Source organism: Metasolibacillus meyeri (genome assembly GCF_003049505.1).
GTDB lineage: Bacteria > Bacillota > Bacilli > Bacillales_A > Planococcaceae > Metasolibacillus > Metasolibacillus meyeri.
Genome location: NZ_PYWN01000015.1, coordinates 16,094 through 30,000 on the forward strand (window position 1 = coordinate 16,094; position 13,907 = coordinate 30,000).

Annotated in this window: 9 protein-coding genes; 1 reads left to right on the forward strand and 8 read right to left on the reverse strand. The window is 37.7% G+C overall.

Translation table 11 applies throughout. The features are described 5' to 3' along the window. Positions 1–6 precede the first annotated feature (6 nt). From mutS to aspA, 3 genes are all read right to left on the reverse strand, one after another. Complete coding sequence (gene mutS / locus C9J34_RS02135; RefSeq protein WP_107838208.1) at positions 7–2,562, reverse strand: DNA mismatch repair protein MutS; 2,556 nt, start codon at positions 2,560–2,562, stop codon at positions 7–9. A gap of 478 nt (positions 2,563–3,040) precedes the next feature. After that, on the reverse strand, positions 3,041–3,625 hold the full coding sequence (cotE, locus tag C9J34_RS02140) for an outer spore coat protein CotE (RefSeq protein ID WP_107838209.1): 585 nt from the start codon (positions 3,623–3,625) through the stop codon (positions 3,041–3,043). A gap of 141 nt (positions 3,626–3,766) precedes the next feature. Further along, complete coding sequence (aspA, locus tag C9J34_RS02145; RefSeq protein WP_107838210.1) at positions 3,767–5,188, reverse strand: aspartate ammonia-lyase; 1,422 nt, start codon at positions 5,186–5,188, stop codon at positions 3,767–3,769. Between the two features lie 252 nt (positions 5,189–5,440). Here aspA and C9J34_RS02150 point away from each other — a divergent pair, with 252 nt between their 5' ends. After that, positions 5,441–5,767, forward strand: a complete 327-nt coding sequence (locus tag C9J34_RS02150) for an antibiotic biosynthesis monooxygenase family protein (RefSeq protein WP_107838211.1) — start codon at positions 5,441–5,443, stop codon at positions 5,765–5,767. A 420-nt stretch (positions 5,768–6,187) separates the two neighbouring features. Here C9J34_RS02150 and C9J34_RS02155 read toward each other — a convergent pair whose 3' ends face one another. The 5 genes from C9J34_RS02155 to C9J34_RS02175 form a co-directional block, all read right to left on the reverse strand. Continuing rightward, positions 6,188–8,368 (reverse strand): sensor domain-containing protein, encoded by a 2,181-nt coding sequence (locus C9J34_RS02155; protein ID WP_107838212.1) that lies wholly within the window; start codon positions 8,366–8,368, stop codon positions 6,188–6,190. A gap of 782 nt (positions 8,369–9,150) precedes the next feature. Then, a complete protein-coding gene (locus C9J34_RS02160) occupies positions 9,151–9,585 on the reverse strand; it encodes a YlbF/YmcA family competence regulator (RefSeq protein WP_107838213.1) in 435 nt (144 codons plus the stop codon). Beyond that, complete coding sequence (miaB, locus tag C9J34_RS02165) at positions 9,585–11,123, reverse strand: tRNA (N6-isopentenyl adenosine(37)-C2)-methylthiotransferase MiaB (protein WP_107838214.1); 1,539 nt, start codon at positions 11,121–11,123, stop codon at positions 9,585–9,587. The genes C9J34_RS02160 and miaB overlap by 1 nt, the downstream gene beginning before the upstream one ends. Before the next feature lie 446 nt (positions 11,124–11,569). Further along, a complete protein-coding gene (locus tag C9J34_RS02170; protein WP_107838215.1) occupies positions 11,570–11,923 on the reverse strand; it encodes a 2-oxoglutarate ferredoxin oxidoreductase subunit beta in 354 nt (117 codons plus the stop codon). A 159-nt stretch (positions 11,924–12,082) separates the two neighbouring features. After that, positions 12,083–13,603, reverse strand: coding sequence for a methyl-accepting chemotaxis protein (locus C9J34_RS02175; RefSeq protein WP_107838216.1), 1,521 nt, complete (start codon positions 13,601–13,603; stop codon positions 12,083–12,085). Between the last annotated feature and the right edge of the window lie 304 nt (positions 13,604–13,907).

Here is a 13,907-nt window from a genome sequence, read left to right on the forward strand (position 1 = left end):
TCACCTCTATTTGCGGAGTAGTTTTTGCTGCAATTCATGGAGCAACGTCATTGCTTGTAATGGCGTTGTGCCCATAATATTGACCTTCTCTAATGTCTCTAATACTTCCTGCTCTTCTTTTGAAACGGCAGATTGCTCTGTGAATAAGGATAATTGCTCCGCTACGATGCTTGGCGCTTCCTTCACAGTCTTGACTTCCTGTGCCTCAAATTGTGTTAATAATACCCTTGCTCGCTCAATAATCGGTTCTGGCATTTCGGCTAATTCCGCTACATGTACACCATAGCTTTTATCTGCTGCGCCTTCTTTCACCTTGTGTAAAAAGACGACTTTTCCGTCACGCTCTGTTGCACTCACATGCACATTTTGCAAGCGCTCTAAGTCATGCTCAAGCTCTGTTAATTCATGATAATGTGTGGAGAACAATGTATTTGCACCAATTTCCTGATGAATATACTCCATCATCGCTTGTGCTAAGCTCATTCCATCATATGTGGATGTCCCACGTCCAATTTCATCAAATAGCAGTAAACTATTTTTCGTTGCATGTGTAATCGCATATTGTGATTCTAGCATTTCAACCATAAATGTCGATTGCCCTGCTGCTAAATCATCCGCTGCTCCAATTCGTGTGAAAATTTGATCTGTAATCGGTAAATTTGCCTCTTTTGCAGGTACATAACAACCCATTTGCGCCAAAATCACCGTAATTGCTACTTGTCGCATATACGTACTTTTACCAGACATATTTGGTCCTGTAATCAGCATCATATTACGCTCGCTCGGTAAAATACAATCGTTTGGCACATATAGCTGCTTATTTAACATTTTTTCTACAACTGGATGACGCCCTTCTTTAATCGTTAATGCACGTCCATCATGGAATGTCGGGCGTGTAAAATGATACTTTTCTGAGATAAAGGCAAAGCTTATAAATACATCAAGCTCGCTTATTTCAGCAGCCAAAGCTTGTACACGTGGAATATAGGTTTTTAGCTCGTCACGTAATGCGACGAATAAATCATATTCAAGTGCTAAGCTTTGCTCTTCCGCATTTAAAATCAAAGCCTCTTTTTCTTTTAACTCTTGTGTAATATAGCGCTCCGCATTCGCTAATGTTTGCTTGCGCTCATAGCGTGCTAAATTCACATTGTTTAAATTCGATTTCGTAATTTCAATGTAATAACCAAATATACGATTATAGCCAATTTTTAAATTTTTAATGCCTGTTAGCTCACGTTCCTTTTGCTCAAGCTGAGCAATCCAATCTTTACCGTTGCGTGAAGCATAGCGCAATTCATCTAGCTTTGTATTGTAGCCATCTCGAATGACATCGCCCTCTTTAATCGCAATAGGTGGATGATCCGTAATCGCCACTGCAAGTAGCTGCTCTACTTCTTCACATAAATCAAGTGCTTCTCCTAACTGACGTAGCGACTCACTTTTACTTGCCAAAAGCTGCTCACGTATCGCAGGCACTTGACGCAATGATTCACGTAGCTGTGCTAAATCACGGCCACCGACATTGCCAAATGCAACACGACCAGCCAAGCGTTCTAAATCATACACTTGCTTTAAACGCTCACGTAGCTCCTCACGTATGAAAAAATCCTCTAATAAATGCTCCACAACTGTTAAGCGATGTTCAATTTTTGCACGTTGCACAAGCGGTTGATGTAGCCATTGCTTTAATTTTCGTCCACCCATTGCTGTAACTGTTTCATCAAGCAACCACAAAAGTGTGCCTTTTTGATCACCACCACGAATTGACTGCATCAGCTCTAAATTGCGTTTGGAGTTCGCGTCAATCGATAAATAATGATTCATCTCCGTAAAACGGAATGGCTGAATATGTGATAGTGAACGCATTTGCGTACGTTCGATATAGCGTAAAAGCTTGCTTGCAATAGGTTTGACGTTTTGAGGCAGGCTGTCAGTAAATTGCTCCGTCTGCTGCATTTCATCAAGCTCTATGGATAGTACAATGTTTAATGCTTCAGCCATTTCAGCAGCCTCTAAATGGAATGCCTCACCAACAATTAGCTCGCGTATCACATATGATTGTAAGTGCTGGAATAATGTTTTTATATCGCCTTCGATGATTGTTGCTGTTGCCTCACCTGTTGAAATATCCAATGTGACAAAAGCAATTTGCTGCTCTGTAACATATTCCGCTGCACCAATAAAATGATTGGTTTTCCCATCAATCGTTTTTCCTTCTGTAATCGTACCTGGTGTAATGAGCTGCACAACTTCTCGCTTCACGACACCTTTCGCTACCTTTGGGTCTTCCGTCTGCTCACAAATCGCTACTTTATAACCTTTTGAAACAAGCGTCTCGATATAGTTTTTCGCAGCATGGTGTGGCACACCGCACATTGGAATACGCTCTTTGTTCCCTCCATCGCGGCTTGTTAATGTAATTTCTAAAAGCTGCGATGCTCTCTCTGCATCTTCAAAAAACAGCTCATAAAAATCGCCTAAGCGAAAAAATAAAAAAGCGTCCTTATATTCTTCCTTAATCATTAAATATTGTTGCATCATCGGTGTATATGTAGTCATGTAAAAAACCTCTTTTAATCAAATTCTATCGTCCTACTACCATTATATAAAAAAAACATGCGTTTTGCATGTCAGCCCTTCATTTACTAAAAAGGAAAAATTATATTTTCATATTATTGATGATTTTTTATGCGCTATCGGTGTCTTTTATTGGATATTTGTGGGTTGTTCGGGATATTTGCGAGGTTCTCTGCATATCTGCGGTTCTCACAATTTATCTGCGGTTTTCTCTGGATATCTGCGTTTTCTCATGATTTATCTGCGAATTGCTCCGGATATCTGCGTTTTCTCAGGATTTATCTGCGCTTCTCTCAAAATATCTGCGCTTTCCATGATTTATCTGGCACTTTTGAAACCGATTGTTTTAATTCTGCTAAATAGTAGATTTATTTCTTAAAGAGAAGGGTCTCCATAAAATGTTGAGAGCTGTTGGAAAATGCAGATGTCCATCTGCTTTTCCGACAGCTCTCTTCTTGCTTTACTGGAAAGATGATGATTCTTTTATGTGGCGGATGTTTGAAGAGCTGGAGCTGGAGCCGCCGAGCAATGACGAAGAACTTGAAGATGATGATGAACTTGAAGACGACGATTCTGCGATATCCCACTCATCTTCAAAGTCTAATGGATGAACATGGATACAAACTGTCGTTTCGCCAATCAGCTCTACTAAAAACTCTCGTTCAATTGTTACTTGGAACTTATCACCATTGACAATAATTGCTTCAACACAATTTGGCTGCTGCACGACATGTGTATGAACTTCGTTAGTATCTTTCACTTTTTCGTCACGATAATGTAATTTAATACGGTCGCGATATGTGATTGTTTCTGTGTAAACCGCCGTCTTCGAATGTTGGTTGTAAGCATACCATACATTAATATCAAATTTCCCTGACACTTCAACAAAGTTTCCATGCTTTTTCGCTTGGTAATGATGATTAATCACCCAGCATCCTAAAATACTCGTTGGAACATTTGGCGGACATAGCGTTTCAACACTCTCAACACGCTTCTTTCCCTTCGCTACAACTGCCTTTGTCACAATTTGACGTAATCGTTTCAACGAAAAATCCCCCTTCCTATGTGGCTCGCCATAGTCTATGCGGCACTCGCCTAAATGGTGCTAGGAAGGAAATGCAAAACCCGAACGATTTGATGAAATTTTCTTAGGAAAATACCATCATCGTTCGGGCTTTTTATAGGGTTATCGATGCTTCAACATACTAGAACCAGCAATACCTGGATGTGTCATTTCATATGGATCTAAAATAAGGTCTAACTGTTCAGCCGTTAATACACCTGCTTCGATACATAGCTCACGAATGGAGCGCCCTGTGCGGATTGCTTCACTTGCTAAGCGAGCCGCTGTTTCATAGCCAATATGTGGATTTACCGCCGTTAAAATACCAACGCTTTTTTCTACATATTCCTTCATGCGCTCTTCATTTGCTTGAATATCTTTTAAGCAATGCTCTGTGAATGCTTCGAATACATTGTTCATAATGCTTAGCGATTGAATTAAATTAAATACTAATACTGGCTCCATTACGTTTAATTCTAACTGACCTGCCTCTGAAGCCATTGAAATCGTGTGGTCATTACCAATTACTTGGAAGGCTACTTGGTTTAATACTTCTGGCATAACTGGATTTACTTTACCTGGCATAATCGAAGAGCCTGGTTGGCGCGCTGGCAAGAAAATTTCATTAAATCCTGCACGTGGACCTGAAGCCATTAAACGTAAGTCATTCGAAATTTTCGACATATTAACCATACAAATTTTTAATGCGCTTGATACTTCTGTGTACGCATCTGTATTTTGTGTTGCATCAACTAAATGCGATGCACCAGTTAATGGGAATCCTGAAAGCTCTGCTAGCTGATGATCTACTGCTAAAATATAGTCTGGTACAGCATTTAAGCCTGTTCCTACAGCTGTTGCCCCCATATTTACTTCATATAAATGATCACGTGTTCTCGCAATGCGTTTAATATCGCGGCTAATTACACGGCTATATGCTTCAAACTCTTGTCCAAGTCGAATTGGCACAGCGTCCTGTAAATGCGTACGTCCCATTTTAATGACATGTGCAAATTGCTCTGCTTTTCGATGGAATGTATTTTGCATATGTTGCATCGTTGCAAGCAAGTCTTCAATCAATGTTAAAATCGCAATATGCATCGCTGTAGGGAATGCATCATTTGTCGATTGTGACATGTTGACATGACTATTTGGGCTAATCGTTGCATAATCGCCTTTTTCTTTACCTAAAATTTCTAGTGCGCGGTTGGCAATCACTTCATTCGCATTCATATTAATTGAAGTACCTGCTCCACCTTGAATTGGGTCTACGATAAATTGTTTATCCCACTTTCCTTCGATAACTTCATCTGCCGCTACGACAATGGCTACGCCTAGCTCCTTCGGTAATAATTCAACTTCCATATTTCCTAAAGCAGCGGCTTTTTTGACAATGCCCATTGCTCGAATTAACGAAGTATGTAGTGATAAACCTGTAATAGGAAAGTTTTCAGTTGCACGTAATGTTTGAATACCATAATACGCCTCGTTCGGTAATTGACGTTCTCCTAAAAAATCTCTCTCTATACGCATTTGCTGTTCCATAAAGTATCCCCTTTATCTAATTTCGATATTTATTTCATCTAATATCGATATCTATTCAACATGATAGTAGCCAATTTTCATGTGCTTGTAAACAGTATTTTATAATTTCTTTGTAAGTAATATTGGACAGAAACAATAAAGTTATTTCAAGATGAGAGTCAATACTAAAACATAGTGTTAACTTTTCCTGATTTAAGTATAATAATTATAAGTTTTTATTCGAATATCGGGTAGGAAGGAGCGGAGCTAGAGATGAGTAACTTAGCAAATACATATAAATTACCTTATTATGCAGTTGTCTTTGCTTCAGAGCGTACAGAGGGTGATAATGGTTACGGTGTGATGGCAACAAAAATGGTCGAATTAGCAAGTAAACAAAAAGGATATTTAGGTGTCGAAAGCGCAAGAGATTCGGATGTAGGCATTACTGTTTCATATTGGGAAACACTTGAAGATATTTCTGCTTGGAAAGCAAATGCAGCCCATCAAATTGCTCAAGAACGTGGAAAAAAAGAGTGGTACAGTCGATTCACATTACGTATATGTAAAGTAGAGCGTGATTATCTCTTTGAAATGTAGGAGAAATGAAAGAAGTAGAGATTTAGCAATGGCTTAAACGACTATTTTTTACGGCTTGCAAAATACTACATGCGAAAAATAGTAAGGCTTTTATTATTGGATTTCTAAAAGCAAACAACTTTAATCAAAATGAAAGCTACTGTCAAAAATAACAGTAGCTTTCGTTATATCAATATAAAATTTTATCAGTAGGCGTTTTCTGAAGTGCGAAACAGATAATGTGGAGTCTACCCTACTCCCCACTCCTATAGATTGAAATAAGTACCTTCCATCCACACCTCATGCCTGACTTTCCGTATAAGAAAGTGAATCTTTAGTCTGTGGAGTTTTCACTCGTTCCATAGATTGTTGGTTTTACAGGTTGTTATCTCTCACTTAAACTTTCTTCGCTTCAAGGTGTAAGGCGCTGACAGCCAGCCGTTAATACGGAGGGAGAGTTTCATAATCAAGCAGCTGCTCCACCTCTGATAATGTCATTGGCTTGTAGTAATAATAGCCTTGTCCTACTTGACAGCCTATTTTTTGTAGTTCTAAATGCTGTTCCTCCGTTTCAATGCCTTCTGCAACAGACTTCATATTTAAGTCTGCTGATAATTGAATTAATGTGCGAACAACTGCATTCATACGTCCATCTGTTAAATGGTCGATAAAGCTTTTATCAATTTTTATTTCATCAAATGGCAATTCCTTTAAATAGCCCAGCGAAGAATAACCGACACCAAAATCATCAATCGACATCGCAATACCAAATGCCTTCAGCTCGTTAATGATTCCTTTTGCTCGTATCATATTTTCCAGCTCTACACTTTCAGTAATTTCAAACTTAATATACCGTGGTTCAACACCGTACTCGTTAATAAGCTGCTTCATATTCTCTACAAAATGAGGATCATAGAAATGGTTTGGAGATATATTAACTGCGATTTGATACATTTGCTTACCAGTATCTTGTCTCGTCTTTTGCCAAGCTAAAATTTTTCTTAAAATCACCCGATCCACTTTATGAATATTACCTGTATTTTCTGCGACTGGAATAAAGATTGCTGGTGATACAAAGCCTAGACTTTCTGAAAACCAGCGCGCTAACGCCTCAAAGCCTTCAATTTGTCCTGTTTGAATATTTACCTTTGGCTGAAGAACAGGTGTAAATTCCATATTTTTTAGCGCATAAGAAAAGGATGATAAAACCTCCATTTCAAGCTGCAACGTTTGCACTTGTGATTCATCATACACTTTCATCGTTGTACCTGCACTTTTTAAAGAAACAGATAGTGCTGTGTCTGCACGCTTTACTGCTTCTGTGCTTGAAATAAATTGCCCATAGTTGGAAGTACCAATCTTCAGTGTAATATAAACGCTTTTCCCCTCAATTGTAAAAGGCTCAACGATAATTTCATGCAATAGCCCTTCTAATTCCTCATCAATCGTATGCTTGCTTGCTAAAATAACAGAGGAATTCGTATAGCGGGCAATAAGTGCATTTTCAAATGCTGGAATAAACATTGCTCGCTGTGCCAATTGCAATACTAAAGCATCGCCGCCTTGTCTACCATATAAATCGACAACTCTTTGGTACTCACCAGGCTCGATAATGCAAATCACACCTCTGTAATCTTCTTGATAAAATTGGGTCAACTCATTTTGGAATAATGCAAAATTCGGTAATCCCGTCTTCTCATCGTAATACGCTAGCTGTAAAATTTCCTGTTTTTGATTAAAATATTTCAAAGCTAACGTAATAATTGGAGCAACTCTATCTAAAAACTTGATTTCACTTGGACGCGGCAATTTTATAGACTCCTCAAAAAATAACGAGAAAATTCCTACAAGCTCTCCCTCTGGTGTTTTAATTGCCTGATGCCAAATTGCCTCAATTCCATTTTGTTGCAATATCTTTGCCCATTCTTTCGAATGTTGTGCTAAATCATGAACAATATAACGCTCTTTCCTAATTGCCTGCAAAAAACTACCATAATCTACATTTAAATTATCCATCATATGAAAGATTTTTTGCATTTTTTCTGGTAAAGCATTTGACGCTGTTAACTTTAAACGATTTTGATTAATTAAAAATATACAAGTATAGCTTTTCTTTTGTAGTGTTGTCGCAATATGCCGACAAAGATGCTCAAAAACATCTGTAATATTTGCCCCTTGCTCTAGCTCAGAATAGGCTTCACGCTCTACTGTAATCAGTGCTTCAACATTAATTGAATCGGTAATATCTCGTGCAGCAACAATATAAAACTGCACAATGCTTTCGTGGTCTCTTATAGGGAGAATTGATAATTCATTCCAAAAGGCTGTTTGATCTTTTCGGTAATGAAAAATTGATAATTTCAGTGACAGTCCTAGCTGGAGACTTTCTAAAATAAGTGCTTCGCTATTTGAATCTGTTAAAGGGCCAGTTAATAGGGATAGCGTTGAGCCGATTAGTTCATCATTACTATATTCAACCATATTAGCAAAAATATTATTTGCAAATATAATATTGTATTGTTGCTGTGCATCTAAAATAACTAACCCTGATTCAAATTGTTTTGCTACTTGACATAAACTAAAATACAATTGTCCTCTATCAACTACGTTATTTTTATACATTGGCTACCCTTCTTTATTTATCATTTATTAAACCTCTCTGTCACGAGATTCTTGGAAAGAGAGCCTACTTGTGAGTACATTTCTTCCCCACAGAGGTTTCTCATTTTCACCAAGCTTATCTCCATAATTCCTCTAGTCCTTATTTATTTAAGCTAATACTTCTATTCGTAAACTCTCGTTCAAAATGCTCTTGGTTGCATGGTTGTCACGGTCATATTGTGTGTCGCCAAAGGGACAAATCTACTGTGTTTCTTATGTCTTGATATGCACATCACATGAATCAAATAGCGCTGTTCATAAGATCGAAATCACTTTTGAACAACTAAGATGTAGTTTTACTTATTCACTTAAATTTTCAAGAAAAAACCTTGAACTTGGTATTTTTAACTGTTCAAAGAATACAAATAGAGAAAATAGTAATCTTTTATGTACTGAAAGTATAGCATCAGGTATAAATCGTTATCTGAAAAGTAATCCATTAGACCACTTTTCGAACACGCCTATCCTATTAGTTCATTTTACTTATTTATAACATTTTACACTCATTTCGACAAATCATTTTGAATTAATTTATGTATGTTTCTTCTTTATTTTAGGTTGACTATTTTGCTATAACAAGCACAGCAAATTTTTAACAAATATCCAATCTGAAATTTGGAAATATATTATTATAAAGTGAAACTTTAATTAGCCGACGTTTTACAGACAGTTTATCCTTTATAGAAAATAAAAAAGTATGAGAAAGCAAATTATTCTCTCGCTTTCTCATACCCCTTCAATTTTTATGAACAGCTTCCTGGCGTGCTATTCTGTACTTTTGAACCCGTTTCACCGCGCAGTAAGTCGCCGCCTGTTGATTCAATAATTTCGTTCGTTACTGCGTTCGCAATCGCATTCGAAACTAATTGTAATAAATCATTGACGTCCATTTGTGATTGCTTAAATTGTTGCACTACAGGAATTTCATCGATTTCCTGCTCAATGCCACCAATTTTACCTTCAATCATATTTAATGCTCTTTCTTTACCTAAGTGTTGGAAGTTAACTGCTTGCTTTTGCAATGTTTTCAATGAAGCAATTTTTTCACGCACAAATTGATTTTCGTTAATTTGTGCTTCTGCTTTTTTAAAGAATTCTACTTCTTCCGTATTCGCAATCATATGCGCAATTTCTTTCGCCTTCGCAATAATATCGTCTTTTGTATAGTATGTTGTCATTAGCTGTGCACCTCATGTCGTTTTACAGTTTCTACAAAATCCCCACGTAATGAATAACGCTTCGCTTCCACGATTTTTACTTTCACTAACTTTCCTACTAAATCCATTGAACCTTCGAAATTCACTAGCTTACTTTTGCGTGTATAGCCTGCTAATACATCATCACGCTTTTTACTACTACCTTCTACTAGCACCTCTACCAGTTCACCTTCTAGCTCTTTCAATGCGGCACTCGAAAACTCTTCCACCACCGCATTTAAACGCTGTAGGCGCTCTTTTTTTACTTCCATCGGTACGTTATCAATCATTTTCGCAGCAGGCGTTCCTTCACGTGGTGAATAAATATATGTGAATGCCATTTCAAAGCCTACTTCACGATATAAATCGAGCGTTTCTTGGAATTGCTCCTCTGTCTCATTTGGATAACCTACGATAATATCTGTTGTTAACGCCACATTCGGCATCGCTACTTTAATTTTACGCACTAGCTCAAGGAAATGCTCTCTCGTATATTTACGCGCCATAATTTTTAAAATTTCATTTGAGCCTGATTGCACAGGTAAATGAATATGCTCAACTAAGTTGCCACCCTTTGCTAAAACCTCGATTAAATGATCATCAAAATCACGTGGATGACTCGTTGTAAAGCGAATGCGCGGAATATCGATTTTGCGTAGCTCGTCCATTAAATCACCTAGACGATAGTTGAGATCTTCAAAATCTTTTCCGTAAGCATTTACATTTTGCCCTAACAACATAATTTCTTGATAGCCCTGTGCCGCTAGCTCGCGCACTTCAGCAATAATTTCCTCTGGTCTGCGAGAACGCTCTTTACCGCGCGTATATGGCACAATACAGTACGTACAAAACTTATCGCAGCCATACATAATGTTTACCCATCCTTTAATGGAGCCAAGTCGTTGCTTTGGAAGATTTTCGATTACATCGCCTTCCTTCGACCATACTTCAATAACCATTTCCTTCGACATATATGCTTCTTTTAAAATGTTTGGCAAACGGTGAATATTATGTGTACCAAATACCATATCCACATGCTGATACGTCTTCAAAATTTTATTAACAACCGATTCCTCTTGCGACATACAGCCACATACCCCAATTAACATTTCAGGATTTTTGCGCTTATATTTCATAAGGAAGCCTAGCTCACCGAACACTTTATTTTCCGCATTTTCACGAATCGCACAAGTGTTTAATAGCACGACATCGGCTTGCTCAATCTCCTCTGTCGGCTCATAGCCAAGCTGCATAAAAATACCTGCCATTACTTCTGTATCATGCTCGTTCATTTGGCAGCCGTAAGTCCTGATATAGAATTTACGCCCGTTCCCCATATTTAAAAACTGCTCGTCAATTGTAAAATCCTTATGATATTTAATCTCTTCTTTACCGCGCTTTTTTGCATCTTTTAAAGAAGGAGCTGTGAATACTTTTTCAAAATATTTGCTGTAATCCTTGTCAGCAGCAGGCTTCGGTTGATTCACTTGCTTGCCTGCTAGTCGTTGTTCCTCATTCATCGAGCTTATAAACTCCTTTCCATTGATTTCGTACATACGAATACCCATTAAACTATTATAACGAATTTCTATAGAAAGAACACTATTCACGCTTCAATTGTTAAGGACTTTGTGTGAATTTTTAGTGTAGCCATTAAGCATAATGAATTAAAACGGTACATTTCGCCGTATTTTCTTCATGATTTCTAAAGCACCTTCAGATTACCGATGAAGAGGTTGCAAGGGATTTAGTAAAAAAAGCCTTGTTGCTGGCTTCTCCTGTGACATTGAAACTTTTACAAGGTGCTGAAAAAGGAGCAACTATCATTTTAACAATCCATGATTCGGGCATGAAATAATTGAGTACAAATCTTTTCAGTTAAAAAATAAAAGCAGGCTTCAGAAAATGCGGGCCTGCTTTCAATTTATTCTATGTTTTTCGAGTTTTATTCCACGTTTTTAAGAATTTATTCCACATTTGTAAAAAAACGCTGATACTCAGCCGGTTCATTATCCTTTAAAATCGCTAAAAAGGTAAAGCCTAGCTGGACGACAGACCACCACTTCATCTGGTACACATGTTCAAATTTGTAGCGTGGCATTGTGAAAACATCTTTAAAAATCATTAAAGCGTCCATTTTGCGCTCCTGTAAATACAGTAAAAAGCCTAAAAATAGCGTGTGGTCTTTAATTTGAAGCTGCTGCTCATCAACGAATTGCTGCAACTCGCCAAACTTATAATAGCTACATTCCACGGAACGCTGTAATTTCGTTAATTCCTTTTGCTCGTGCCTTGCAATAAAATCTATGATGTTCGTCAATTTAGTTGCACCTCAATCCATTGCTGTACATTCATCCTACATTAAAGGATTGCTGCAATCGCAGGCGAAGCGACAAATACAAGATCGCTCCCTCAATAAGTAGGCGATAACTGTCTGTAAAAGCTCGATTGGTGAAATCTAACCCCACTCTTCACTTTATTATACAACGAATTTATTGAGTGCATGTGATAAGGAGCGTGTATTTTTTGAAATTTGCTTAATTTGCTGAGACATATTTGTCGTAATCTCAAGCTGCTGTGCTGTTTGCTTAACAATTTGCTCGACTTGAACGCTATTTTCCTCTGATAGCTGTGTTAGCTCCCTTGATTGGTCTGCAACATTTTGTGCATATTGTGACATTTTTTCGATTGTGCTTGATACGTCTTCAATATGTGGCTCGATATGCTCGATGCGTGCCGCTATTGCTCGGAAATGATCGGCTGTATGTGTTGTTACTTCAATTCCCGAATGAACCGCCTCATTCGCGACGCTCATCATCCCAACAGCCTCCTGTGTATCTTGCTGTATCGTTTTAACAATTGCCGTAATTGTTTTGGTTGAATTAAGGGATTGCTGTGCTAGCTTTTTCACTTCATTTGCTACAACAGAAAAACCTTTTCCTTCATCGCCAGCATGTGCTGCCTCAATTGCCGCATTCAATGCCAGCAAACTCGTATTATTCGCAATTTCTTGAATAATATCGACAGCTTTTGAAATTTCCAACGATTGTAACTCTAACTTGCGCATTTTTGCATCTGCTTCAATCATTGCTTGTTCAATTACTTGCATTTGCGACATATTCAATGCAATTTCTTGTTCACCTTGCTTTGCTTGCTTTACGGTTTCTACAATATTTTCCTTCATCGTTTGTACGCGATTCGTAACGATTGTAATATTGCTTGCGACTTCTTGAATCATGGCTGTATTCGATGTTAGATGTGTTGTTGACTCTATAATACTTTGCGCAATATCATCTGTATTTTTCGTTGTTTGTTGTGCAGATAATGTCACCGTTTCGGAGTTAATACGAATATTTTCATTTGCTTCTCCTACAATATTTGCACTATTATTGACAACTGCTAATAACCCTTTTACTTCCTCAACCATTTGATTATAGCAAAGCAGCAATTCGCCAAGTTCATCACGCGATGTATAAATCGCTTTTTGTGTAAAATCTCCTTGCTCTGCACGCTTTAATAAGCTTTTTAATTGCTTTGTCGGCTTACGCACAGAGCTTGCTGCAGTAAAGCTTAAAATCAGCACGAGCACAACCATCATAAGGGAAATAAATAGAATAACGAAATAGCCTCTATGTATATCTTTTTCATAATTTGTAATCTGTTGCTCTGTACGAGTAAGCACATAATCAATTACCTCTTGTACAGTAGCTTCGTCTATTTTTGTCTTCATCTGTTTTAAATAGAAATCCATTTTCGAATCAAACGCTAAATAAGGTGCTTCATTTATTAATGCCCGCGCTTCCTCTTTCTTTCCTGCAACCGTCAGTGCTTCCGCTGACTTTAATGCATACATGCTCTGCACTTTTTGCTCGTATATTTGCTGAGCGTGCCATTCCATTTTCCTCAAATAATCCATGCAAAAAATTGCAATTACAATATTCGAAACAACACAAACAAGCATTAGTAACATAAGCTTGTCTTTCACTTTGACATACCTCATTTTATATGCTCCTTTTTTACTATCCTAAAATAAGCATATATGAGCTATATGAATTAAATATAAAGTCATTGTTAAATTTTTGTAATCAATTACGCCTCAGCGTAATTGCGTCCGGATTTTTTTCGAGCTCGCTCGAAAAGCTCCTCTTCAAAATCCGTGACATCCGCCGGGGCTTTTATCTTGGTTCAGTACGTGTTTGAACACACTCTGCACTAGGTAAAAATAGTAATTTATCCCTTTTATACCCATAAAGGGGTTTTCTGTATCTGTCGCGTTGCTTTCGATACAAAAAGAATTTGCTGAA

Bases quoted from the DNA above. Each gene is read 5' to 3' on its own strand.
- miaB (WP_107838214.1), bottom strand. From the start codon at position 11,123: ATGAATGAGGAACAACGACTAGCAGGCAAGCAAGTGAATCAACCGAAG.
- mutS (WP_107838208.1), bottom strand. From the start codon at position 2,562: ATGACTACATATACACCGATGATGCAACAATATTTAATGATTAAGGAA.
- C9J34_RS02155 (WP_107838212.1), bottom strand. From the start codon at position 8,368: ATGTATAAAAATAACGTAGTTGATAGAGGACAATTGTATTTTAGTTTA.
- aspA (WP_107838210.1), bottom strand. From the start codon at position 5,188: ATGGAACAGCAAATGCGTATAGAGAGAGATTTTTTAGGAGAACGTCAA.
- C9J34_RS02150 (WP_107838211.1), top strand. From the start codon at position 5,441: ATGAGTAACTTAGCAAATACATATAAATTACCTTATTATGCAGTTGTC.
- C9J34_RS02160 (WP_107838213.1), bottom strand. From the start codon at position 9,585: ATGACAACATACTATACAAAAGACGATATTATTGCGAAGGCGAAAGAA.
- C9J34_RS02175 (WP_107838216.1), bottom strand. From the start codon at position 13,603: ATGAGGTATGTCAAAGTGAAAGACAAGCTTATGTTACTAATGCTTGTT.